Here is a 26,345-nt window from a genome sequence, read left to right on the forward strand (position 1 = left end):
AACACAGTATCGCCGATGGTAGTGTGGGGTCTCCCCATGCGAGAGTAGGTCATTTCCAGGCGCCAAATAAAACAGCAAGGCCACCTTAATAGGGTGGCCTTTTTGTTTTGTGCCTTAAACCTAAGCAATTAGTCAGTGTGGCCAGTATGCCCATGCGAGAGTGAGTTATTTCCAGGCACCTAATTGACTTGAAAGAGTCGTGAAACAGCCCGCTATTATGTAGCGGGCTTTTTTACGTCTGCAATTTGTGGCTGAAAGCCGTTCTTGGACCTAAACCATTGACCCGTGTGGATGATATGCCCATGCGAGAGTCGGTCATTTCCAGGCGCTAAATGCTACAGCAAGGCCACTCTACTCGAGTGGCCTTTTTGTTTTGTGCTTTAAACCTAAGCAATTAGTCAGTGTGGCCAGTATGCCCATGCGAAAGTGAGTTATTTCTAGGCGCCTATTTGACTTGAAAGAGTCGTGAAACAGCCCGCTATTATGTAGCGGGTTTTTTTACGTCTGTAATTTGAGATTTAAAGTAGTTCTTGGACCTAAACCATTGGCCTGTGTTGTTGATATGCCCATGCGAGTGTCCGTAATTTTACGTCTATAGTTAAAATACTTTGAGTTATCTGATGTTTACCTGTGCACATTAAGTAAAACATTATTGCCGTATGATCGATATGCTCAGATGAGAGATGATGGCTGTACGCTACAAACTGATGTATCAGGCTTTTGCTCTAACTGACTAACATTGAACCTTAGTTAACCTAAATAACTTATTGTCTACTTGTTCACATTTGGCTGTTAGATGGTTAATCTAGTCATCTCATTGTTTTGCAGTTTGATTAGATAAAGCTTAGCGTTATGCAATAAGTTGTTTCGTTTGATTTATTTTAGAGTACGTTACACCAATAATATCCTGAGTGTTTATTGTCATGGTGCATGTTTTATCTAGGTAAATAAAATTACACTTACAGCAGAAACAAGGTAGAGTATGTAGATCGATTTAAAGCTCCTAATAAATCAATAGTTTTTTATTTTGTATATGTTATTCGTCTTCATAACTATTGCTTTACTTGTTGATAAGATAACCGTTAGCGTATCTTCATATATTTAATTGGGTGGGTTTATTTTGCCTCGTTTGCCAAAAATTTCTCTGTCTATAATTGTCCCTGTGTGTGTTTTCACCCTCTACTTCGGCTTAGTATCTGGAGAGTATTTTTATGAGCATGCTGAGCTAAATGATCAGTTGGCATTAAGACAATCAGAGCAAATACAGAAAGACTTATTCAGAATGCGTCATGTGGTTGAATCTTCAATATTGATGCAAGATCCTGAACGGATAGAGCAAGAGGTTGCGTTAGTTTCAACCGATCAGAATATGATGGTCTATGTGATCCTTGATTCAGATAGTAAGATTCAATTTGCGAACCATATTATTTGGCGAGAAAGTAATGCTACCAATGTGTTAGAAGGTTATTCTGCTGATTTGCACAGAAGTGTTGTCAGCAATAATAAATCTTATTTAAAGGTTAACTTTGATCGTCTATCTATCCAAGCCTACTACCCTGTTAATGCGAATTCACGTTACAGTTATTCAAACTCCGTTGAACTGATTTACTTAGAATATGACATTGCTAATATATTAGCTGAAGCTGTTGATAGTCTCTTAAAGCGTTTTATGGAGATATGGGGCATAGGCGCTTTGTTACTGTCGTTATTTTGCGTGATGTTGCACTATTTGCTTATTCGGCCATTGAGTCAATTAAGCCAAGCCGCCAAAAACCTTGATTCACCTGATTTTAATACTGATATTGTGTGTGCATCAACTGAGTTGGTTAACTTACGAGATTATCTAAATCAAGTTAATGGGCGACTATCTCGAAGTAAGAAGCGTCTTAATGATGCTGAGCAACGCTGGCTATTTGCTGTTGAGGGGGCACGTAATGGTATTTGGGATTGGTGTATTTCTACTGGTGATGTGTTTGTTTCTGATCGTTGGAAAGATATCATAGGCTATCAGCCTTATGAGCTCGATAATGATTATTCTGTGTGGGAATCTCGTTTACATCGCGATGATAAAGCACAAGTTTTAAATACACTACAGAATTACATTCAGAATCAACATGAATATTATGAGAGTGTTTACCGTTTGCGCCATAAAGATGGCCGTTATATTTGGATTCTTGATCGTGGGAAAATTGTTGAGTGGGATGAACTCGGTCGACCACTGCGTATTATTGGTACGATAACAGATGTTTCTGATGATGTTAAAAATCAATCAATTACCAATGAAAAACAAAGTCATAGCGGCCTTACGGATATCATTAATCGTGACCTATTAGCTGATCAACTGTTCGACCTACAAGTTTTCAGTCGTGAAACTGGCCAGTTCTCTGCACTGTTGATGATTAATTTAGATAATTTTAAATTAATTAATGATGGCTTGGGACGCCAGCTTGGTGACCGATTATTAATGCAGATAGCGGCAAGGTTATCAGCTACTTTTTCCAGTGTTGGCCAAGTTGCACGCCTTGGCGCTGATGAATTTGTCTTTTTAGTCAAAAACTTTGGTAATGATATCGATCAAGCAAATAAGCGTGCGCTAGCATTGGCAAGCGAAGTTAGACAGTTGATTGGGCGTAGTTTTACTATTTCAGATCAAAATTTATCCATTACCGCTCGGATTGGATTAGTTGTTTTTGATGGTATTGAGTCTTTAGAGCCGCAAGTATTACTGGCACGTGTCGACAGCGCTTTAGAACAAGCAAAAGAGAGTCGTTCTAATGGTTGTGCTATTTATCAATCTGAATCTGTTCAGCATCAGGTTCAACCATTTAAATTACAAAACGAATTGAAACTTGCGATTCATAATCAGCAAATGTCTTTAGTCTATCAACCCGTTGTCGATCAGGCTGGACAGCTCAATAGTGTAGAAGTCTTGATGCGTTGGTATCATCCGCAGTATGGCTACATTAGCCCACGCAAGTTTATTACATCTGCTGAGTTGTCTGACTGTATCTTTGAGTTAGAGTTGTGGGCGCTAGATCAAGTTTGTGAAATGATTAAAACACTTCAACAAGCTAATGCAACTATTCCCATAATGTCGTTAAATATATCTTCACGCCATTTTCATCAAGATCACTTTGCTAATGTGATAATGAATCGAATTAACGCGGCACAAATATCTCCATCGTTACTTCAATTTGAATTAGCGGCAGATGTGTTTGTGGTAAATGCGAGTGTCGCTAAAAACAAAATTGCTGAGTTACAACGATTTGGTATCAATATTGCGATGGATAATTTTGGCAGCGGATCTTGTGCTGTTTATTTGCTGCAAGGTATTCGCTTTTCACAAGTGAAACTAGCAGCCGTTTACCTTGAAGACATTGAATTTAACCCTGAAACCTTCAATATTGTTAATGCTATTATTGAGTTTGCAGCTAAATTAAATTTCCCAGTTGTGGCTAAACAGGTGGAGAATAAGCAGCAACTTAATTTATTAACACACGCAAAATGTACTTGGTTCCAAGGTTATATTATTAGTAGGCCATTAGATAATGACGACATCATTCAATTGATTAAGACTCAGCTATCTTTGAGTGTTGTGCCATAAAATCGATAGCATAAGAAAGCGCAATATTACGCATTTTATCACTTTCAATAAACACCTCGTGATACGCGCCTTCAATGACGACTTTGTGACAATGATTACTGAGTGTTTGATTTTGTGACTCGTTACATACAATCCTATCTTTCTCAGCTTGCAAGATTAATATCGGGGTTTCGCTGTTTTTAGCATGGCTAATCGTGCTCTGCGCCGCATTCATTGCTTCAAGTAACCAATGATTCGTGGGCGAGCCCAATTGCACCTGAGGATTTTCCTCAAACACGTTGCGATAGTGCTGGTAGCGATATTGGCTATGAGTGAGAAGATTTCGCTTAAAGCTATCGGGTTTGTAATGAGTACCACCAAGCACAAATGTACTGTGCACTTTACCTGCTTCAAGGCGATTGTTATCAAGTTTTTGAGCTAACCAATGGACAAGTGATTTCGCAAACGGTAGCCGTATACCAAACATTGGTGCTGAAAATACCGCTGCTGCAAATGTTTGTGGGTATTGATTAAGGTAATCACTTGCGATGGTACAGCCCATTGAGTGGGCGATACAAAATAACTCATCATGCTGTTGTGGACTAACTATTTGCTCGATAAATTGAGCCAAGTCAGCAGTGTAATCGCTAAAGTTTTCTACATAACCCTGAAATGGATTATGGGTGAGTCTATCTGATAAGCCTTGGCCTCGATGATCTAAAGCGTAAACGCTGAATCCTTGTTGATACAAATCAAACATCAATTCTTGATACTTTAAATAAGATTCAACTCTGCCATTGCTGATCACGATAGCGCGTTGCTTATTGGGGTGTTCGATCATTGCATAGGCAATGTTTATATTATCAGGAGTACAGAAACTCGATTGCTGTACTTGCTGCCAAAAGTGTCGCTGTTCGCTGGTATCGAGTTTTAATTCTGATGAAAATTTCATGTAATGCATTGTGATTAAGCCAGTATGTTTGAATCTAAAATAATATTTAATTTCTGAGTGTTGTTTAATTTATACCTTGCTTGTCTCTTCTATCTTCGCCTGCTGGCGAGTGATAAACTCATCAACCATTTGCTCTAGTACCGTCATTGGGATGGAGCCATTTTCTAAAATAGCATCATGGAACTTTCTGATATCAAAATCCTTTCCTAATGCTTTCTCAGCTTTGGCGCGCAAGCGTTTTATGGTTAATTCACCAATTTTGTATGATAGCGCTTGGCCCGGCCAAGAAATATAGCGATCGATTTCCGTGGTGACGTTGTGCATTGAAAGGGCTGTATTACTGGCCATAAAGTCGATCGCCTGCTGGCGACTCCAACCTTTAGCGTGCATGCCTGTATCAACGACTAGTCGCGCTGCCCGCCACATTTCATAGGTTAAACGGCCAAAGTTGCTATAAGGGTCTCGATAAAACCCTGCTTCAACACCTAAATATTCTGAGTATAAACCCCAACCTTCACCAAATGCAGAGATGTAACTGTAACGTCTAAAATTGGGTAAGTCAGTGAGCTCTTTATTGAGTGAAATTTGCAAATGATGCCCTGGAACGGCTTCATGTAACGTTAATGCTTCTAGCTCGTAAAGTGGTCGTTTATCCAAGGCATAAGTATTGACCCAATAATAGCCGGGCTCGTCGTCACGGTTTGAGCCAGAGTAGCGCCCAGTAGTATATTTAGGTGCTATTTCTGCGGGCACTGGCACAATACCATAAGGGGTGCGGGGTAATTTTCCAAAATACTTAGGCAATATGGCATCGGCTTTTTTGGCAATAAACGCTGCTTCTTTAAGTAGCTCATCTGCCGTTTTGGGATAGAACTGTGGGTCGGTGCGTAAGAATGCTAAAAATTCAGCAAAACTGCCCTGAAAGCCAACATCTTTAATGACTTGCTCCATTTCTGCTCTTATTCGCGCGACTTCTTGCAATCCAAGTTGATGGACTTCATCTGCTGTCATAGGCAGTGTAGTGTAATATTCCACTCTGTTTTGATAAAAAGCTTTACCATCCGGTAAGGCGGAGGCGGCAATATCTACCCGTGCATTGGGAATATATTCTTGAGTCATAAAATCATAAAACTGCTGATAAAGTGGCAGTACAATTTGCTCAACAGTTTCCCGACCTTGTTTGGTTAACGCTTGCTTTTCTACTGCGCTAAAATACTCTGGATAGTGGGTAAACGGCGTAAAGTAACCACTGGCCTCAACAGGCACAATAAACGCGCTAATGCTGTCTTCAAAACCATTTAAGGTGATTTTTGCTGGGGTGATGCCACTGGCTAAGCCTTGTTTGAGCCAGTATGTTTGCTGAGCAAAATAGCGCGGTAGTTGTTTAAGTTTGGCTAAATAATGCTGATAATCCTCAACACTACTGAAACGCGCTTTAGCAATCGATGCGATGTAAGCATGGAAACCACTTTCTGCCGTAATAGGTAAATAGTGGTCATGAAAATGATACATATCGACGTCATTTTGTAGCTGGTCTTGCAAGATTTTGGCATTGATGACATCAGATTTTGATAACTGTGTTCGATCAAGTTGTTTGAGTGTATTGAGAATTTCGACAGTCTGTTGGTTTTTTTTTGCTAAGGTTTCTGCAGATAAATCGTCAAGCTTTCCTGCTGCTGTCGCATCACCTAAACTGGCGGCTAACTCTGGAGAATAGGCTAAATTAAGAGCCCAACTCTGGTCTATAATCACTTGCAAATCTGGCGCTATCAGTGTCTGTTGGCCTACGATTGATTCATTAACTTGAGTCGTCGGCGTATAGCTATTACAAGCCGATAAACTTAACATTATCAGTACCGGTAGGATCAGTAAGCGCATCGATAGTCCTTGATGTTTTAATCTGTTTGTCAGCATTAGAGTATGCCCGATTTAAGCATAAAAAACACATCACAAGTAAGTATGTTTTTTTGCTGTCATAGATTCCATATAAAAATATTGGTCATCAGAATTTATATCAATACATGTTAAACTTAGTGCTATTCTCTGACCGACAAAACTAAACTAACGGCAGGGTAAGTTTATAGGGGTTAATTATGATAGATAAAACCATTCCGCTGGTTGATTTGCATCGACATTTAGACGGCAATGTTAATGTAAAAACCATTTGGGAATTAGGCCATCAACACGGTATTCAGCTACCCGCTAATTCGCTTGAAGAGCTTGCGCCATTTGTGCAAATCCAAGGTAAAGAAAACAATCTAGTGGATTTTCTGAAGAAACTCGATTGGATGGTGGCTGTATTAGCTGATCTGGATGCTGTGAAACGTGTTGCCTATGAGAATGTTATTGATGCAGCATCACAAGGTTTAGATTACGCTGAGTTGCGTTTTAGTCCATATTACATGGCGATGAATCATAATTTGCCCATTGAAGGTGTCGTTGAAGCCGTTATCGATGGCGTACGTGCCGGTGTAAAAGAGCGTGATATTCAGATTAACCTGATCGGTATTATGTCGCGTTCATTTGGACAAGAAAAATGTCGCTTAGAGCTTGAAGGCATACTTGCTCATCGTGACAGCATTGTCGCGATGGACCTAGCCGGAGATGAACTTGGTTTTCCTGGCGACTTATTTACTGAGCACTTTAAGCGTGTTAGAGATGCAGGATTACACATTACTGCTCATGCTGGCGAAGCCGCGGGTGCTGAAAGTATGTGGCAAGCCATTAACGTTCTGGGTGCGACACGAATTGGCCATGGCGTGAATGCGATTCATGATCCTAAGTTGATGGAGTATTTGGCTAAGCATCGTATTGGAATTGAGTCATGCCCAACCAGCAACTTACATACGTCTACCGTTAAAGATTATGATGTTCATCCACTGCGTAAATTTATGGACGCAGGTGTATTGATTGGTCTTAATACCGATGACCCAGGTGTGAGCGCTATTGATATCGCGCATGAATATCGTGTGGTTAAATCTGAAATGGGTTTCAGTGATAGTCAACTGGCGACATTGCAACGTAATGGTGTTGAAATGGCCTTTATGTCTGACAGTGACCGCAAAGCGTTATACGCTAAAAAAGCTAAGTAAATAGCGAGTATGAATAAAATAGCCAGCAAATGCTGGCTATTTTTGTATTCTACTTTGTATAAACAGTGAGTTAAATTACTCTTGAAAACTGCTGTTGACGGGCTTTTTGGCGATAATAGACATCAAAGCACATGCAAATATTACGAATAAGTAGCCGACCGGTCGGGCTTACTGTGAGCTTTCTGTCAGTAATATTGACGAGCTTATCATCGATAAAAGTTTGTAATAGTTTGAGATCTTCCACAAAATATTCTTCAAAGTTTATCGCAAATTTTTGTTCAATTTTGGCCATGTCTAAATCAAAATGGCAGATAATTTGTTTAATTACCGCACGGCGAATTTCGTCATCGTGATTTAAACTACACCCTTTCCACAAAGCATGACCATTAGCATCAATCGCTTCGTAATATGGACGAATGTCTTTTTGGTTTTGGGCATAACAATCGCCAATTTGGCTAATAGATGACACTCCTAAACCAAGTAAGTCACATTCTTCTTGGGTGGTATAACCTTGGAAATTACGATGTAATTTACCGGCATTTTGTAATTTTGCTAACTCATCATTGGGCTTGGCAAAATGATCCATACCAATAAATTGATAACCTGCTGCGGTTAACGATTCAATCGTTTGATGCAGCATATCTAATTTCTGTTGTGGCGATGGCATATCGACTTCTTTAATTTTACGCTGCGCCGCAAAACGCGATGGCAAGTGTGCATAGTTAAAGACAGATAGACGATCGGGAGAAAGCTCAATAATTCGGGCTATCGTTTTAGCAAACGTTTCGGGAGTTTGTAGCGGTAATCCATAAATTAAGTCAACGTTAGTTGACACAAACCCGAGTTCTTTTGCTCTAGCCATTAAGTCGAAAATAAATTGTTCGTCTTGCTCACGGTTAACGGCAACCTGTACTGCTTTATTAAAATCTTGTACACCAATAGACACTCGGTTAAACCCAGCTTCTTTTAAGGTATCAAGCATGCTCAGCTCGATTTCTCTAGGGTCGACTTCAATAGAGTATTCACCCACATCTGCAAAATTAAAGTGTTCTTTAATCAGTGCGGTCAGTTTTAGAATTTGTTCAGGGTTTAAAAATGTAGGTGTACCGCCACCCCAATGCATTTGGGTTACGGTGTAATTTTTGAATAATGGTGCACGTTTAATAATTTCAGTGGCCAGATATTCAATGTATTGATCGGCTTTGTGTGCGTGGCGAGTAATAATTTTATTACAACCACAGTAATAGCAAAGCTTAGCGCAAAAAGGGATATGTACGTAAAGCGACAGTTTGTCTGATTTACTGTTTTGAATGGATGTCAGTAAATTCTGCTCAGTAAAGGCATCGTCAAACTCTAGTGCGGTCGGGTAAGAAGTATAACGGGGACCGCTGTAATTGTATTTTTCGATCATCGACTGATCCCAACTAATCTGAGTGGGCTGCTTCAAGGCGTGTCCTCCGGTGGTAAATTAGCAACAGGCGAATTATGCAATGTTCATGATCAAATAACCTTGATCTAGGTTGTAAAAATGAATGTTGCCTAGTGGAATAAAGGCACTTGAGCTAAGTCTTATATTGAATCTTAGTGGTAATGCGGGGTGGGTCACAGTTTGCGATAGCCAATGTGAGAGGTATTGAGCAGTAAGTCAGTCTTAAGGGTGAAGTTAACCTTAGATTGGGATATCGGTGAGGTCAAAGGTGATGATTTTAGCCAACAGGTTTCATCTATTAGCCCTGTTGCGGTTAGTTAATACTAAAGTGCTGAGTACCTAAATTACGCGCTTTACCATCATATCTCACTTCAGTAAGTTGTACATTTCCGCTTTTATGTTTCAACACTATGCTGGTTGAGCGAGTACCGTATTCTTCATGCTGGATAAAAATAGCAGACAATAGACGTTCCCATTCAAGGCTAATACCAGTTTGAGGTAAATCTTGATCCTTTGGTTGTGAGGTATCTCGCATGATAGCGAGTAATTGGTCTATGCAAGGTGTCTGCATTTGCTTGATATAGGTTTGCAGCTGTTGCTGGCCTTTAGCCATTTTAGGCCATATATCATCCAATGCGCCGTTACTTACCGCATGAAATCCAGGCTCGAGTATAGTGGTAGTTGATGTTTTACTGTTAAAGCAGAGGAGTTGGTTGTGGTGTTCGAAGACTAAATTAAACGGATTATAATTAACCGAGTGTTCAGCTAGCCATTGACTATTAACGTGCTGTTTTGTTAGCGCATCAACCACTAATTCTCCACGACTGCGAACGCCATTTTGCAGTTCAATGGAGCGAATATTGGTTATTCCTGCAAATTGGCCTTGCTCATTAATGCCTAACCAAGTGCCGCCAGCTTGCTTGTCTTGCCCAGCAATAATGGCAGGATGAGTTGGCCAGCGATACGCTGGTTCAGTTGCTCTGTGATGAAATTCGTCACGGTTTGCACAAATAATTAAGGGGTAGTCGGGATGCGCCTCAACGGCAATAAATAAAATACACATAGCGGCCCCCTTAAATATATTGTCATCATTAGCGACTAAATAGATTAATGATGATGTTTATGTGTCGATGCTGAGTCATGATGATGTGGCGCTTTAATGTCTGATGGATGGCCGTGATCATGTGAATGTGACACTGATTTGAGGTTAATCATCAAACGGCTTAAAAATTTGCGCGGCCCGAGCCTAAGTAAACTGGCACCAAACAATAAAACTATGGCCACTAAACCAACAATGTTTGCAGACTCTGGTAAGTGTAATGTTAATGTTGAACTCAATGTGAATTGGTCTGCTGCCATTAATCCTAGCAGTAAAATTCCGCCTAACATCAGCCCTTGTTTCCAATTCATTAACTTCAATTGACCAATACTAATTACTGGTGCGGCCAATAAAGTAAAGGCTACCGCAATTTGGCTCCAACCACTGTAAGCCAGAGATAAAGCCAAAATTACCGTGCCTAAATTACAAAAACGCATTGGTAAAAAGACTAACAATAAAATAAATACCTGCAATGCAGGGTTTGCTAGTGGTACAGATGGATGACCAATCAGATTTGCTAGTACTAAACTAAGAATTATCCAAGGCGCACTTCGGTCGACTAATTGACCAAAACCAAAACGCCATGGTGACTCTGATGCTGTTGGATGTGGGTCGGTTATCTCGACTTGAGTTAGGGTCATGAGTGCCCCTATCGCGAATAATCCCAGAGCTTGATAAAGCGCAAACCAAGGCCCTAATAATAAGATGGTAATTAATAATGCTTCCGGCCCCGCTAATCGCTGTAACCAACGTAGTCCCAAGGACGGATGAGAGGGGCGTAAACCAGATGCAAATCGAGCCGTAGCAATAAAATAGCTGCCTAATAAAATCGGTGAAATGGTCAGTAACCAACTCATAAATTGCTCTGAACCATGATTTTGATGAGCATGTTCATGGCCGCCAGTATCCATCAATAGCAGTAGCGCTAATAATCCTAAGCCTAATAAACTGCCAATACCGGCTTGGTATTGATATTTGCCCTGCTTGTCTTCTTGTTGATGACCATGAGGTTGATGTAATACCACATGTAAAATTGAGCCGGTAACAAAGGCTTGCAAATAAACGGTATTTTCAAGGCTCAACTGGGCTAATAGGTGTTCACCTGCAAAGTAGCCGACGCTGGTTAATATCATCATTGCCGCTAATACAGCACTGGCCCATCGATTCCCCACTTGTGGTTTGAGTAACCACCAAATGGCGACACCAACAGGTAAGCGATGCATGATCACGCCTAAGGCCAGCAGTGTTGAATTGCCATCCTGTTGCGCCAAGACCATGGCTCCACCGTCGGTCACTGTGTGTAACAGGAGCCCGGCAATACCTAATGTGAGAGTGATGTTATGGGTGATATCTGAATAGCGATGAAACAGCTTTTCACTGGCTGTTGGTCCCCAAACGCCGAGCATGACAAACAATAGCGTGATGAACCCACCATGCTCCAATAGCTCAGGCAAAATATGGATGAGCACTAATCCGCCAAGAGAGACAAAAATGAACCCATCTAAGCCTTTTTGCAACCCGCTACCTGATGCGAAGAAGCGATAAAAAAGTGGCCCAAACAGCAGTGCAACACAACTAGCAATTAGATAGAGCATGTTATCCAGAAATCAATCGAAAAAAACAACGCAGTATATCATTTTAAACCAGTATTGTAGCGTGTGAATCTATTAAGCTGAAAAATTTACCTAAAGAGGGGGGCTAATTTTGATCGCGTTTTTGGGCATGAGGTTGAAAAAGTTTTTTAGATCATAACTTTGGTAGTAGTGGTGCGACTATTTATTCGGGGGTATTTGTTGCAATCATTTACGACGATCACCTTACGATTAGCAATAAAGTAGTGGTTTGCATCGCAAATATTGTGCTGTTAGGTATACAATGTAGCCTATGTTTTTTAATTAAAAGATTGTTGTCCATGGATATTTTTTCTGCAGCTGTCATGTTGTTCTTGATTATGGATCCGCTAGGTAATTTACCTATATTTGCTTCCATATTACGTCATATTGACCCCAAAAAACGTCGTAAAGTCTTAATCCGTGAGCTATTGTTTGCGCTTATTATTATGTTGTCTTTTTTGTATGCTGGCGAAGCTATCCTTAACTTTCTCAACTTACGTTCTGAATCCGTGAGTATTGCGGGCGGCATTATCTTGTTCTTAATCGCGATTAAAATGATTTTCCCATCGCCAGGCGGTGTTGCTGGATTAGCCGCCGGGGAAGAGCCTTTTATTGTCCCTATGGCAATCCCATTAATGGCAGGACCATCTATTTTGGCGGCATTAATATTACTGGCGCACACAGATAGTAGTCGTATGATTGATTGGACCATAGCACTGGTCTCAGCATGGGGAATGAGTGCGGTTATTTTAATGTTTTACAAGTTGTTTACTCGCATACTTGGTGAGAAAGGCTTAATCGCAGTAGAGCGGTTAATGGGGATGGTTTTAGTGATGATCTCGGTACAAATGTTACTTGATGGGATATCGAATTATATTAATTTCGCCACGAATTAAGCCATTATTTCTCGATAGGTTTTACAGACTATACACTTCGTTCGAAAGATTAAAAAATCAATCTGTCTACCTAGTACTGGTTATTCGTAGAGCGTTAAAGCCGACCTAATAGGGTCGGCTTTTTTGTTTTAGAAGCAGAATAAATCATCGTTTATATTAATTTTTAAGCGAACGGGAACATTTACATTAAAGAATGTCTAATTTAATTGTAACCCATAGGTTGCAGCTGTTAATGTCATGTGATTATTGTTTGGGGTGAATTATGAAATACATTATCGTCATGCTGGGACTGGCTTTTATGACCTTGCAAGGTTGTCAAAATCCATCGGTGGCATCAAACGTAGACGAGCAAGCAGCCGTAACTAAACCATTAATTAAAGACTGTGGTCCAAGTGCAATGCCGCCTTTACGTGATAGGACTAAATTAATTGAAAACTTGCGCGCGAAAGGACTAATCACCGCCGATATGGACCAAGTACAAGTCGATAAAATGGTTGCTGATTACATCACCAAACGTCAAAAAGCATTTGAAAAATGTCACAAACCAACACTTAATACAGGGAAGTTAAAATGAGTAAGTTGACCAAATATCAAGGGTTAATTGTTTCAACGTTATTACTGGCATGTAGCAGTATGGCAGCACTTGCGGCTCCGCAAACAGGCACCCCAGCAGATGGTGGATTGATTAATGAACAGCAAGTGCTGTACTGGTTAATTAAACGTGGTGAAGTGGCAGCCGATGCCAGTGATGTTGAAAAACAAGCGGCAGTGGACGAATTTGTGAGCCGTGGCCGTCACACCACATTCAAACCTGCAGCGATTGAAGTGAAAGCTGAACAATTGCGGGTTAAACGTGCAGCACAAAAAAACACTAAAAGTGCGCAATATACTGCTGCAAATAACAAAGTGTTAGCCGATCAAGATATTACCAAAACGGTAAAGGTGTTAGCTGTGTTGGTAGACTTTCCAGATTTACCTCATGATGCCAACCAATTAAAGGCTGGCGATAGCGACATGTATTACAGCAGCTACCCAGCAGCACATTATCAACAACTGTTATTTTCACAAAACGGTTTTGCAGGTCCAAGTAACCAAACTTTACAATCGGCTTATCAGTATTTTCAGGCGGTATCGGGTAACAGTTTCAACTTTACCGGAGAGGTAAGAGATTGGGTCACAGCAGATCACGACGCCGCATACTATGGCGGTAATAATAGCAATGATGACGATAATGCAGTACCTGAGCTCGTCAAAGAGGCGGTCACGAAAGCTGTCGTTGGGATGACCGATGCTGAGCTAGAGAGTTATGACATTGAAGACCCTTTTGATATCGATGGCGACGGTAATTATGATGAAGCTGACGGAATTATCGACCATGTAATGTTGTTTCATTCTAGTATCGGTGAAGAAGCTGGTGGTGGGGTGTTAGCTGATGATGCTATTTGGTCGCACAGATTTTATGTGGATTCCAACACCAATGGCTATGTTATTCCTGGGCGAGGTGGTTTAAAGGTATTTGGCTACACAGTACAACCTATCGATGCTGCCGCAGGTGTATGTACTCACGAGTTTGGTCATGATTTAGGCTTGCCTGATGAGTATGACACCACTAACAGTGGCGATGGTTCACCTGTAGGAGCTTGGTCATTAATGTCTGGTGGTAGTTGGACTGGCAGTATTGCTGGGGCTCAACCGAGTGGCTTTAGCCCTTATGCAAAATCTTTTTTACAACAAAAGTACAAAGGTAAGTGGGTTAATGAACAGCATATTTCATTGGCTAATTTAACCAGTAGTGGCACTGCGGTAAAGCTAAATCATGCAGTAAATAGTGATGCCATCAACCAGTTATCGATTGCGCTGCCTGCTGAAAATATCGCTTTTAAAGCGCCATTAACAGGTAAGTATCAGTATTATTCAGGTCAAGGTGACATGATGAATAATGCCATGTCGTTCAATGTGTCATTACCATTAGATACGCCGTTAGCATTATCATTTCAAGCTCACTGGGATATTGAAGATGATTATGATTATGTACAAGTTCTGGTTGATAGCGTAGCAATAGAAGGTAACTACACCAGTTCAACTAATGCCGTTTATCCAGCAGTAAAAAACTTTATTAGCGGAAAATCGAGCAACATTAGTACTGCAGCGGGTTTAGATGCTTGGGTTAACATGAACTTTGATTTGAGTGCTTATGCCGGCCGAGATGTGCAGATCAGTGTGGTCTATAAAACCGATGAAGCTGTTGGCGATTATGGTATGGCTATTGATGATATTCAGTTAATTAACCAAGGTTCAGCGTTTTATATTGATGGCGCTGAGGCTGATGGTATGGCGACATTGTCTGGTTTTAGCCGTATTGAAGATAGTCTTCCTGGTAAAGCGAGACGTTACATAGTGCAATTACGCAGTCATCAAGGTGTAGATGCCGGACTGGTTTATGACAATTATGAACCGGGAGTATTATTGTGGTTAGAAAATTTTAACCAAAATGATAATAATGTTTCAGACCACTCAGGTAAAAGCTTAATTGGTGTCGTCGATGCAGACCAAAATTTGATTGGTGCTCAGCGGACTGATGTGCAAATTCGTGACGCAGCATTTAGCTTGTACCCACAAAGTCCTTATGTTGGTGACAGCCACCTAGCCGCTGAGTCTCTGTTTGACGACAATCGCGATTACAGTGCGCCGTTAAAACAACAAGCCGGTATGATATTGCCAGAGCTTGGATTGACCATGCAAATCACTGAACAAGCCAGCGACAGCAGCACTGCAACCGTTGAGTTTGCCTTATCTGATAGCAGCGAGTTGCCTCCAGTATCCTTAGTTGCCGAGATGAAAGTGCAAGCTTCAGGTGCCGATGTTAGCTTTAATGTGATTGTCAGCGGTGGCAGTGATTACAGCTATGCATGGTCGTTTGGGGAAAACAATGCCACTAGTAGCGATACTGCACCAAGCTACACATATTCAGCATCGGGAGACTATATTGTCAGTGTGCTGGTAACTGACGCGGCAGGTAATACTGTCACCGCAACTGACACGATAAGAGTGGTGATTCAGCCTTTAGCTGCATTTACCTTGAATCAAACCGATCTAACAGTAGCGCTGACTAATATGTCTAAGCAAGGTTTTGGTAATTTGACTTATTTGTGGGATTTTGGTGATAGCAGTAGCAGCACGGTTGAAAATCCAAGCCATACTTATAGTACAGCAGGGACTTATACCATTACATTAGTGACCACAGATTCTATTGGTAATGAAGTGACGGCTAATCAAGTTATAACGGTGTCGTCGCCAATAATTACAGCTACTACGTCTACAACGACAACTGACAATGGCAGCAGCGGTGGCAGTTTGGGATGGCTAACTATATTGATGCTGAGCTTGTTTGGCTTCTTACGTAAGCGGGTTTAATCATCACCCTCTAAAAACGCCCTCAAGGGCGTTTTTAGATTAACGATACCAGATCGCCGAGTGAGGCTGAGTTAATCTTGTTCAACTTTGATTGATGTATTCGACCGCCGCAGGCAGAAAAATCTCGCTGACAATCAGTTGTGAACCATACAGATTAAAATAGCGACGACGGCCCCATAAGCTACTGTTAACTTTTTGATTTAAGCTGGTGGCTAATGCAGCTAAACGCCCGCAGGTTTCAAACTGGGCTACTTCAATATTGCCGGGAGTAATGTCTGGGCTATTAAATAATAATTCACCTAGTGGACGAGTGCCAAGACGGGTGAAATCATTAGGTAGATGACCATTATTCTTGTGTTGTGAGTCGAGAATGATTTGTGGGATCAGCGTGCGGGCAAATACCCATGGGATGCCATCAAGACACAATAATACTTCTCGGATCCAAACTGGATCTGTTTGAGTGGGAAATTCATCTGCTAGAGGCTGAAGTAAATGCTCGCCTAACACTCTTACTTCGAAGAGTTTACAGTGTGTCTTAAGACGTTTGGTTAAACTTCCGGTCGCTAATAACCAGTCTTTAAGTTGGCTGTGGGGCAATGAGTCGATTTTTTGTGGCGAAAACCAATGAATTGATTCACCATAAGGAAAGCTAGTACTGGTCACATTCATTTAAAACTCGTTACAATATATGTCAACGGCAGTAGTCTATCATGTCAAAGATGAGCAAACACTCCTAAGGGAGTGAGCAATATAGCTTAATTTAAGTAACGTTCCACATCGACGGAGTTTATCTCACTATGAAAAAATTGGTTTCAACGTTAGTTATGCTGTGTTGTTTGGCATTTAATGTCCATGCTGCAGATGAGCCTGCTGTTGAAGATTATGCATATTATGGCTTTGAGCCTGATATTGTTACTAACTATATTTCTAATCGTAAAAAGTTAGGTTTTGTTAAAATTAGTGTTGAATTGATGGTAAAAGATCCTAATGATTTAATGAGCTTAGAGCATCACGATCCTTTGCTTCGCTCGGCCATCGTTGAGATTTTAGGTAATCAATCGGAAGAAAAGGTTAAATCCTTATCTGGACGTGAGGAAATTCGCCGTGAATGCTATGAGATGATTAACCGCTTAATGGAACAAGAAGTCGGTCGTCCTATTGTGGTTAACTTACTCTTTACTAAATATTTATATGATTAATGGCTCGTTCAATAACGCAGTTGCAGCGAGCAAATCCTGATATGACTAAGCGCTCGCTAAACAAGCCTGATGTGAAAAGACATTCCGCCTCAGCAGTGTCCAGTAAACCTGTGCTGTCAAAAGCGTTACATTCGCGTAATGCCCATAAACAGGGGTATGATTTTGACGCACTGATAATCGCAGTGCCTGCGTTGGCCGCTTTTGTTCGTCCAAATCCTTACGGTAACGCCTCTATCGATTTTGCCGACCCTCACGCGGTAAAATGTCTCAATGCCGCTTTATTATTGAGTGAGTACAATATCCGAGGTTGGGATATTCCTAATGGGTATCTCTGTCCGCCAGTGCCTGGTCGTGTTGATTATTTGCATTACATTGCTGATTTATTAGCCGTTAATGGCAAGGTGATTAAAGGGGCGAGTATTCATTGCTTAGATATTGGAACGGGCGCCAATGGTATTTACCCATTATTAGGGATTCAAAGCTACGGTTGGCAATTTGTCGCATCGGATATTGACCCTGTTTCTATCGACAATGTGGACCAGATCGCCCAACAAAATCCGCAAATTTCAACTTATTTACAGTTAAGGTTACAGCAACAACCCGAGCATATCTTTAAGGGTATCATTAGCGCAGATGAACGGTTTGATGTCAGCTTGTGTAACCCGCCGTTTCATAGCTCCTTGGCTGAAGCATCGGCAGGTACATTACGTAAAGTCACCAATTTAGCTAAAAGCCAGCAGAAAAAGCATGGCCAACAATCAAGTCAACTCGCCGTGAGCCAAGTCAAGCCTACGCTTAATTTTGGCGGTCAAAAAGCCGAGTTATGGTGTGATGGTGGTGAACAGAAATTTTTGACCAACATGATTAAACAAAGCCGCGACTATGCCAGCCAAGTGCTATGGTTTACCTCATTAGTGTCAAAGTCAGAAAACCTTAAACCTTGTTATCAATTACTCAAACAGGTAAACGCCGTTGAGGTAAAAACCATTGAGATGACACAAGGTAATAAAGCCACACGCATTTTAGCGTGGAGTTTTTTAACCCCAGCGTTACGTCAACAATGGTCTACATTACGGCGTTAATCTTTGATGGCATCAAATGTGATGGTCTCACAGCCGTGATACACCAAAAAATGTCTGCCTTTGGCGCGAGCAATTAAGGTGATGCCCATTTGCTTAGCCAAGTCTAAACCCATTTGAGTCACGCCACTGCGCGACAGTAATACTGGTATGCCCATCTTGGCGACTTTGATCACCATTTCTGATGTTAACCTACCGGTAGTATAGAAAATCTTATCGTGTCCTAATTGCTGATCCAACCACATATCGCCTGCTAAAGTATCGACGGCATTATGGCGTCCTACATCTTCAACGAAGGCTAAAATTTTCTCATCTTGGCATATTCCACATCCATGAACTGCACCTGCATTTTTATAGGTTTCATTGTAAGCACTAATATTGCTGAGCAGATGATAAATAGTCGATTGTGTCAGCGATGGAGTCGGTAAACTTATGTCATCTAATCCTTGTAAAAATCCTCCGTAAACAGTGCCTTGACCACAACCGGACGTAACTGTCTTTTCGGCTAGTTTCTGCTCAATATCTTCGGATACTTCTTTGGTGATCACCGCAGCAGAACTGACATCCCAATCAACAATAACTGACTCTAATAAACTTAAATCGCTAATAAACCCTTGGTTTTTTAAATAACCAAGAGTTAATGACTCAGGTTTTGCGCCTAATGTCATCAAGGTCACAATCGGACGCCAATTTAAATAGACAGTTAATGGGCGTTCACAGGCAACAAATTTATCGACGACTACGCCTTGTTCGTTAACCGCTTTCACTGCAATGGTCAGTGGTACTTGAGTATTGGTTTTAACAAACTTTATCGCATCGCGCGCTAAAGATGTGGCTGAAACAGATTGAGTCATAAGTGAGATAGCCTCTTAATGGGTCTTTAATTGATGGACTGAGTGGCAGCATTTACTTGCTTCAACATTAGAAAGCATAGCAATTATTATTCCCGAAACTGAAAACGACTTGCCTAAGCGTGATCTAGCGCAAATCTTTACAAATTCAATATTTTTGCCGTGTATTTATGTCCCATCTAAAATGACACTATGGACATATTGTCCTATCCTTATGAAGGATTTAGGGATCTAGTTCAAAGTTAATTTACTTTTTAGTTGGCACTATTTTTGCTTTTACTTTAATAAATAATCAAATCAAGTGTATTTCAATACACACTTTCATGTCAGAGGTAAGCATTACCATGCAACACACCGACACGATTTGGCCGATGTATGTTTCACTCAAAAAGGTGCCAATCCAAGTAGGGCGCTGGGCATCGGTTCGCTGGGAACTTGACCAAATGGTTCCTGCAACACAACCGCAGCCTGAAAACTCTGTCTTAATACCACTTGAATTATATAAAGATCAACGAGGTAGTTATCGTATTAATCTCGATATGGATAATTCAACGCTCTATATCGTTTGTGATGAACTGATTGACGGTACCTGGGTACCAGCAATGATTTCTGCCGACCAACATGTCAGTGCAGGTTGCCTTGAATCTGATACACCCGTGCTTAATATTCCTATGCCCAGTGCAATTGCGTGCTGGATAGAAGCATTTATCACTCGTCATGGCGAGGTTGAGATCAGTGCTCATCGACGCAAGCATGTTAATCGTCGTAAAAATGAAGGTCCAAGTGCAAATCACTCCGGGAAAATCCAATGAGCGATAACACAAAAGGTCTTCTTAACCGTTGGGAGATTAGACGTCAACGGGTTGCTGAAGAGGCTGAGCAAGAAGAATTATTGCAACATGCGCGAGAAAAGCCTGATGACTTCAACATACTAACAGCGGAAGTCGACCAAGATAATAACGTGATAGATGCTGATGAGGTGGCAGAGTCTGAACCGTTACCCGATCCCAGTACCATTGAAGTCGGCGGTAGTTTTGCTCGTTTTATGGCTAAAAGTGTTGATCCAACCACTAAAGCCGCAGCGTTAAGAGCCTTATGGAAACAGCCACAATATGGTCACATTGATGGGCTTATCGAATATGCGCTGGATTATACCAATCAACCGCTATTGTCAGCAGATGTATCCGCTGAGTTAGCCAGTAAAGTGTTTCGTTATGTCATTAAAAAAGAACCGCCAGAACTTGAATTAGATCCAGAGGCCGTATCGACTGATTTATCTGCAACAGAACTTGCCCCAACGGATTTAGCCCCAACCGATTTGGCAAAAACCGAACTTTCTGAGCAAACCAGAGTGATTTCCGAAGAGGAGTCTATTGCTTCAACGGATGCAGATAAGCCAGAGGATGAACCACAAACCGCGGCGATATCGCCACAAGAACAACCGCTTTGTCACAATGATGACCTGATAAAGCAAGCTGTCGCCAGTGATGAGGCGAAAGCGTAATAACAGCAGTCACGGATGATGTGACCTAGATGAAAGCCGTTATGTAAAGATTTACAACTAGTTATACGATCAGCAATAAGCGTGAACAGTGAACTGAGCTATCACTGTTAATGAGGTATAAAAACCGAGAATTGGGAACGCAATGAGTATCAGAAAAAACCAGCCACAGCTGAAACAAGCACGACAACAGGTGATGGCGAAGACGCAGATTTTGCAAAATTTAATACCGCCTACCGTTAGTTATACTACCCAGGGGCATGTGCTCATTATTGGGCCTGAAGATCTGGCACGTTTAGCGGCGGACAAATTGTCTACTATGGCAAGTCGAGTAATTTTAGCCAATGAAGCGATCACTAGCCAAGATGAAGTCCATCTTGAAGCCGTGATGAATGCGGCGGCTGATGTCGAAAGTTACTACAATAAATTGACCAGTGTTAAAGGTTTTCTAGGCCAGTTTCAGGTCAAAGTTGAAGGTGATACTGGGATTACAGATTTAAGTGTGGTTGCTATTCGTCAAGCGCATTTTGATATCGTGCTCGATTTAAGCCACAGTCCCTGTATTAATCTAGAAATGCTTCCTCCAGGTTACTTTTATGTTGGCCAAGACTCTGCATTACTCGCTGATGCTATTGCCAATATTCCAGAGTTAATAGGAGAGTTTGATAAACCACGTTATGTTCGGGTTAATAGTGATATTTGTGCCCATGACAAACATGGTCTAAACGGTTGTAATCGTTGTTTAAATTTTTGTCCTGCAGATGCAATTAGCAGTATAGCGCATAAGATTGAAATTGATCCTTACCTTTGTCATGGAGCCGGCAGCTGTACCAATACATGCCCAACAGGTGCACTGAGCTATGATTTACCGACCCCAGCATCGTTGCATACTTACCTTGAAAAGCTTATCAGCCGCTATCGTGAAGAAGCCCAAACTGCCCCGGTTATCTTGTTTCATGATAATGAAGCTGGCGCTGAATTGATTTCGGAGCAATTAAGCGGTGATGTGTTACCCGTCGCAATGGAAGAAATAACCGTAGCGAGCATAGATCATTGGTTAGCGGCATTAGCCAATGGTGCCCGCGAAATTTTAATCTTACAAACACCAGCAACAGCACCGACATTACTGCAAATGCTCAAAGGTGAGTCTGCATTAGCTAATCGTATTCTCGACCAAATGGGCCAGCCTCAACGGATCCGCTTAATTACTCCGTCAGATCTAAGTCAGCTAGATGATGCACTCGCGGTCAGCTTAACTTGGCCTGTGATTATGCCGATGATGTTAACGGCAGCAGAACCTAATACTAATGTAAAACGCAGCATCATATTTCAAGCGATTGACCACCTCAATAGTCAAGCCGCAGCCGTTGATGATGTGCTCGTTATGGCGAATATTCCATACGGTATGGTGAGTATCAACAGCGACAAGTGCACCTTATGTTTGTCATGTGTCTCAACATGCCCAACCCAAGCTTTGAAGGATGGCGGTGATGCTCCGGCACTGAAGTTTGTTGAGCAAGATTGTGTGCAATGTGGGTTATGTGAAGCCGCTTGTCCCGAAAACGTGATTAGCTTAATACCACAAATTAATTTTAATCAGTCAGCAAGACAACACGTTCAAGTATTAAAAGAAGAACCTGCATTTGAATGTATTCGATGTGGTAGTGAATTTGCAACTCAATCAATGATACACAAAATGGTAGAAATGGTCGGCGCCCATAGTGCGTTTAGCGCCAATATTGAGCGTTTGAAAATGTGTGGCGACTGCCGAGTAAAAGACATGTTTGAAGACATCCTTGACGATCCAGAAAAGCAATTGCAATAAGAGATCTCTTATGACCGAAGCAGGAAGACAAGTAAGTGAGAATGATCAGTTAAGAGCCGATATATATCAGTTACTGGCAGCGTTGTTACGCCGCCAACCTAGTGCTGAATTATTAGCGTTCTTAGCCGATTTAGAGGTAGAGGCCGAGGATGGCAATACCATGAGTCAAGCATGGAATGCGTTAAAACTCGCTGCAGCAAACAGTGATACCAACACCTTAGAAGATGAATACTTTGCTATTTTCTTGGGTGTAGGCAGTGGCGAAATTATGCCATACGGTAGTTGGTTTATGACCGGCTCGTTAATGGATAAACCCTTAGCTGCATTGCGCGGCGACCTGATGCAACTTGGCTTTGAACGTGAAGAAAACGTTAAAGAGCCAGAAGATCATGTTGCGGCATTATGTGAAGTCATGGGCTGCTTAATTTTAGAAGCACCAGGTTATCGCCAATTAGCGTTTTATCAACGTCATATCGGTAGTTGGATTATGCGTTTTTGTGACAACTTAGCCAACACGCCTAGTGCCCATTTTTACCAAAGCGTTGCGCAATTAGCTAAAGCGTTTTTTACCGCTGAGGCCAATGAATTTGAACAACTGAGTTTAAATATTCCGGTGAATTGTCCAGGTAGTGCTGACTTAGATCCGCTTGAACAAGACGTTGTACAAATTAACTAAACCGGGTGATGGCTTATTTTGCCTCATCTTTTTATCAACAAGGAGACAATATGAAAAAGCAAGCTTCCGACATGGGTCGCCGCCAAATGCTAAAAGCATTAGCGCTCGGCACAGCGGCAGGTGCTGTGGCTAGTGTTAGTGCACCTGCACTTGCCCAAGTCACTAAACCGTCTGCAGAAGAGCCTACGGGCACTAACTATCGCGAAACAGAGCATATTCGTAATTATTATGCATCGTTAAGCAAATAACAAAGGAGAGTGTGTGATGCGATTAACCCGCAAAACAGACACGGCCACCAAAGCTGAAAAGCCAGGCCTAGGTCTTAACCGACGTCAATTCCTCAAGTCTGCCAGTTTGGCGACGGGTGGTATTGCAGCGGCTTCAATGCTTGGCGCAGGTATGATGCGTAAAGCAGAAGCTAAAGATGTCCCACATGATGCTCCAACCGAGATAAAACGGACAATTTGTTCTCATTGTTCAGTAGGTTGTGGTGTTTATGCTGAAGTTCAAAATGGGGTATGGACTGGGCAAGAGCCTGCGTTCGACCATCCATTTAACCAAGGAGGTCATTGTGCCAAAGGCGCTGCATTGCGCGAGCATGGTCATGGTGAAAAACGCTTAAAGTATCCGATGAAGTTAGAAGGCGGTAAGTGGAAACGTCTATCATGGGAACTAGCTATTAATGAAGTGGGCGACAAAATGGAGTCGATTCGTCAAGAGTCTGGTCCTGATTCCGTTTACTTTATGGGTAGTGCTAAATTTTCCAATGAACAATCTTATATGTATCGCAAATTAGCAGCGATGTGGGGCACTAACAATGTCGATCACTCAGCTCGTATTTGTCACTCTACCACGGTAGCCGGTGTTGCAAACACTTGGGGCTACGGTGCGCAAACTAACTCGTTTAACGACATCCGCAATTCAAAATGCATGATGTTTATTGGTTCTAACCCATGTGAAGCTCACCCTGTGGCGATGCAACACATTTTGATTGGTAAAGAACGCGGTGCCAAAATCATCGTTGTTGATCCACGCTTTACCCGAACAGCAGCTAAGTCTGATGAGTATGTCCATATTCGTCCAGGTACCGACATTCCATTTATTTATGGTTTGTTATGGCACATTTTCGAAAATGGCTGGCAAGATGATTCGTTCATTTCTCAACGTGTATACGGCATGGAACGTATTCAAGAAGAAGTGAAAAAATACACTCCAGAAGAAGTTGAACATATTGCTGGTGTGCCAAAAGCTCAAATGTACCGTGTTGCGAAAATGATGGCAGAAACTAAGCCAGGCACTATCGTGTGGTGTATGGGTGGTACTCAGCATCATATTGGTAATGCTAACACTCGCGCATATTGTATTTTGCAGCTTGCCCTTGGCAACATGGGTATCGAAGGCGGCGGAACGAACATTTTCCGTGGTCACGATAACGTACAGGGTGCGACTGACTTTGGTTTGTTATTTGATAACTTACCAGGTTATTACGGTTTAACCTCTGGTGCATGGGATCATTGGGCCAATGTGTGGGATCTGGAACCTAAGTGGATCACCGAGCGTTTTGACCAAGGTGAATATTTAGGTCAATCACCTCAAACATCAGCGGGTATTCCTTGTTCGCGTTGGCACGATGGTGTGTTAGAAGACAAAACCAAGATTGCTCAAAAAGATAATATTCGTCTGGGGTTCTTTTGGGGGCAGTCAGTTAACACTGAAACCCGTGGTCGTGAAGTGCGTGAAGCGCTAAACAAAATGGATACCATTGTGGTCGTCGATCCATTTCCAACTATGGCTGCAGTAATGCACGAGCGCCAAGATGGAGTGTATTTATTGCCTGCGGCAACTCAGTTTGAAACCTATGGTTCGGTTTCGGCTTCTAACCGTTCTTTACAGTGGCGTTCGCAAGTTATTGAACCATTATTTGAGTCATTACCTGATCATACAATCATGTATAAATTGGCTAAAAAATGGGGCGTAGAGGACCAATTCTGTAAGCACATCAAGGTCAATGGTGATGAGCCATTAATAGAAGACATCACCCGTGAATTTAATACAGGTATGTGGACTATTGGTTATACAGGCCAAAGCCCTGAACGTTTGAAAATGCACCAAGAAAATTGGGGCACCTTTGACGTTAACTCGCTGGAAGCACCCGGCGGCCCAGCTAAAGGCGAAACCTATGGTTTACCTTGGCCATGTTGGGGTACACCAGAGCAGAAACATCCAGGTACTCAAATCTTGTATCGCACCGGACGTGAAGTTAAAGACGGTGGTGGTAACTTCCGTGCTCGTTATGGTGTTGAACATAACGGCAATAATATTCTTGCGGAAGGTTCTTTCTCAAAAGGTTCTGAAATTCAAGATGGTTACCCAGAGTTTACTGCCGACATGCTAAAACAGCTTGGCTGGTGGGATGACCTAACAGCAGACGAAAAAGTTAAAGCTGAAGGTAAAAACTGGAAAACTGATATCTCTGGCGGTATTCAACGTGTGGCAATCAAGCATGGTTGTATCCCTTACGGTAACGCTAAAGCGCGTTGTATCGTATGGAACTTCCCTGATGATATTCCATTACATCGCGAACCGTTATACACGCCTCGTCGTGACTTAGTGGCTAAATACCCAACCTATGAAGATCGGATGGTAGCGCGTCTACCAACACTTTATAAAACGATTCAAGACAAGGATTTTGCTACTGATTTCCCAATGGCATTAACTACTGGTCGTTTGGTTGAGTACGAAGGTGGTGGTGAAGAAACCCGTTCAAACCCATGGCTTGCAGAACTGCAGCAAGAAATGTTTATCGAGATCAACCCAGCAGATGCTGCTGATCGCGGTTTACGTGATGGTGATGACGTGTTTGTTCATAGCCCAGAAGGTGCCAAAATTACTGTTAAGGCTATGGTGACACCGCGTGTTATTGCGGGTGAATGTTTTATGCCATACCATTTTGCTGGTGTATTTGAAGGCAAGAGTTTGGTCAAAAACTACCCAGAAGGCACAGTGCCTTATGTGATTGGTGAATCTGCCAATACCGTAATGACCTATGGTTATGATGTCGTAACGCAAATGCAAGAGACCAAGTCTAGCTTGTGTCAGATAAGCAAAGCCTAAACACTTGATGAGGAGATAAGCC

Annotated in this window: 20 protein-coding genes; 13 read left to right on the top strand and 7 right to left on the bottom strand. The window is 41.8% G+C overall.

What is annotated here, in order from left to right:
- The first annotated feature begins 1,120 nt into the window (after positions 1-1,120).
- The gene (locus tag H5114_RS18555; RefSeq protein ID WP_182723733.1) at positions 1,121-3,604 is read left to right on the top strand and encodes a bifunctional diguanylate cyclase/phosphodiesterase; all 2,484 of its coding nucleotides are present in this window, start codon (positions 1,121-1,123) and stop codon (positions 3,602-3,604) included.
- On the opposite strand, the gene H5114_RS18560 is transcribed toward H5114_RS18555, so the two are convergent.
- Together H5114_RS18560 and H5114_RS18565 are read right to left on the bottom strand one after the other, a co-directional pair.
- The gene (locus tag H5114_RS18560) at positions 3,570-4,544 is read right to left on the bottom strand and encodes an alpha/beta fold hydrolase (protein ID WP_182723734.1); all 975 of its coding nucleotides are present in this window, start codon (positions 4,542-4,544) and stop codon (positions 3,570-3,572) included. The two genes, H5114_RS18555 and H5114_RS18560, sit on opposite strands and share 35 nt — an antisense overlap.
- A gap of 60 nt (positions 4,545-4,604) precedes the next feature.
- Entirely contained in the window at positions 4,605-6,413 is a 1,809-nt protein-coding gene (locus tag H5114_RS18565) for a DUF885 family protein (protein WP_182723770.1), read from the bottom strand.
- 215 nt (positions 6,414-6,628) lie between these two features.
- Between H5114_RS18565 and add the strand changes: the two genes are divergently transcribed.
- Entirely contained in the window at positions 6,629-7,627 is a 999-nt protein-coding gene (gene add / locus H5114_RS18570; RefSeq protein WP_124017783.1) for an adenosine deaminase, read from the top strand.
- Positions 7,628-7,697: 70 nt separating this feature from the next.
- Here add and hemN read toward each other — a convergent pair whose 3' ends face one another.
- From hemN to H5114_RS18585, 3 genes are all read right to left on the bottom strand, one after another.
- Positions 7,698-9,074 (bottom strand): oxygen-independent coproporphyrinogen III oxidase, encoded by a 1,377-nt coding sequence (hemN, locus tag H5114_RS18575; protein WP_124017782.1) that lies wholly within the window; start codon positions 9,072-9,074, stop codon positions 7,698-7,700.
- Positions 9,075-9,369: 295 nt separating this feature from the next.
- The gene (locus tag H5114_RS18580) at positions 9,370-10,119 is read right to left on the bottom strand and encodes an NRDE family protein (protein ID WP_182723735.1); all 750 of its coding nucleotides are present in this window, start codon (positions 10,117-10,119) and stop codon (positions 9,370-9,372) included.
- Between the two features lie 44 nt (positions 10,120-10,163).
- A complete protein-coding gene (locus H5114_RS18585; protein WP_182723736.1) occupies positions 10,164-11,750 on the bottom strand; it encodes a metal transporter in 1,587 nt (528 codons plus the stop codon).
- A 317-nt stretch (positions 11,751-12,067) separates the two neighbouring features.
- Between H5114_RS18585 and H5114_RS18590 the strand changes: the two genes are divergently transcribed.
- The 3 genes from H5114_RS18590 (at position 12,068) to H5114_RS18600 (ending at position 16,078) form a co-directional block, all read left to right on the top strand.
- Positions 12,068-12,664, top strand: a complete 597-nt coding sequence (locus tag H5114_RS18590) for a YhgN family NAAT transporter (RefSeq protein ID WP_182723737.1) — start codon at positions 12,068-12,070, stop codon at positions 12,662-12,664.
- Positions 12,665-12,926: 262 nt separating this feature from the next.
- Positions 12,927-13,238 (top strand): hypothetical protein, encoded by a 312-nt coding sequence (locus H5114_RS18595; RefSeq protein WP_182723738.1) that lies wholly within the window; start codon positions 12,927-12,929, stop codon positions 13,236-13,238.
- Positions 13,235-16,078 (top strand): immune inhibitor A domain-containing protein, encoded by a 2,844-nt coding sequence (locus tag H5114_RS18600; protein ID WP_182723739.1) that lies wholly within the window; start codon positions 13,235-13,237, stop codon positions 16,076-16,078. Before H5114_RS18595 ends, H5114_RS18600 begins: the two co-directional genes overlap by 4 nt.
- Positions 16,079-16,159: 81 nt before the next feature.
- Here the strand turns inward: H5114_RS18600 and H5114_RS18605 are convergent, their stop codons facing one another.
- Positions 16,160-16,747 (bottom strand): chorismate lyase, encoded by a 588-nt coding sequence (locus H5114_RS18605; protein WP_182723740.1) that lies wholly within the window; start codon positions 16,745-16,747, stop codon positions 16,160-16,162.
- 128 nt (positions 16,748-16,875) lie between these two features.
- Here H5114_RS18605 and H5114_RS18610 point away from each other — a divergent pair, with 128 nt between their 5' ends.
- A complete protein-coding gene (locus tag H5114_RS18610) occupies positions 16,876-17,277 on the top strand; it encodes a flagellar basal body-associated protein FliL (protein ID WP_124017775.1) in 402 nt (133 codons plus the stop codon).
- Entirely contained in the window at positions 17,277-18,359 is a 1,083-nt protein-coding gene (gene rlmF, locus H5114_RS18615; protein WP_182723741.1) for a 23S rRNA (adenine(1618)-N(6))-methyltransferase RlmF, read from the top strand. The genes H5114_RS18610 and rlmF overlap by 1 nt, the downstream gene beginning before the upstream one ends.
- On the opposite strand, the gene H5114_RS18620 is transcribed toward rlmF, so the two are convergent.
- Positions 18,356-19,210 (bottom strand): formate dehydrogenase accessory sulfurtransferase FdhD, encoded by an 855-nt coding sequence (locus H5114_RS18620; RefSeq protein WP_182723742.1) that lies wholly within the window; start codon positions 19,208-19,210, stop codon positions 18,356-18,358. The two genes, rlmF and H5114_RS18620, sit on opposite strands and share 4 nt — an antisense overlap.
- 341 nt (positions 19,211-19,551) lie before the next feature.
- Here H5114_RS18620 and H5114_RS18625 point away from each other — a divergent pair, with 341 nt between their 5' ends.
- The 6 genes from H5114_RS18625 to H5114_RS18650 all read left to right on the top strand — a co-directional run bounded on the left by H5114_RS18625 (position 19,552) and on the right by H5114_RS18650 (position 26,323).
- A complete protein-coding gene (locus tag H5114_RS18625; protein ID WP_124017772.1) occupies positions 19,552-20,019 on the top strand; it encodes a DUF3305 domain-containing protein in 468 nt (155 codons plus the stop codon).
- Entirely contained in the window at positions 20,016-20,711 is a 696-nt protein-coding gene (locus H5114_RS18630) for a DUF3306 domain-containing protein (RefSeq protein ID WP_182723743.1), read from the top strand. Before H5114_RS18625 ends, H5114_RS18630 begins: the two co-directional genes overlap by 4 nt.
- A gap of 142 nt (positions 20,712-20,853) precedes the next feature.
- Entirely contained in the window at positions 20,854-22,533 is a 1,680-nt protein-coding gene (locus tag H5114_RS18635; RefSeq protein ID WP_124017770.1) for a 4Fe-4S binding protein, read from the top strand.
- Positions 22,534-22,543: 10 nt separating this feature from the next.
- Positions 22,544-23,209 carry a molecular chaperone gene (locus H5114_RS18640; RefSeq protein ID WP_182723744.1) on the top strand — a complete coding sequence of 222 codons (666 nt, stop codon included), beginning with the start codon at positions 22,544-22,546 and terminating at the stop codon, positions 23,207-23,209.
- 50 nt (positions 23,210-23,259) lie between these two features.
- Positions 23,260-23,457 (top strand): formate dehydrogenase, encoded by a 198-nt coding sequence (locus tag H5114_RS18645; RefSeq protein ID WP_124017768.1) that lies wholly within the window; start codon positions 23,260-23,262, stop codon positions 23,455-23,457.
- Positions 23,458-23,473: 16 nt separating this feature from the next.
- Positions 23,474-26,323, top strand: coding sequence for a formate dehydrogenase subunit alpha (locus H5114_RS18650; protein ID WP_182723771.1), 2,850 nt, complete (start codon positions 23,474-23,476; stop codon positions 26,321-26,323).
- Positions 26,324-26,345 lie beyond the last annotated feature (22 nt).

It is taken from the genome of Shewanella sp. SR43-8 (genome assembly GCF_014163775.1).
GTDB classification, from domain to species: Bacteria; Pseudomonadota; Gammaproteobacteria; order Enterobacterales; family Shewanellaceae; genus Shewanella; species Shewanella vesiculosa.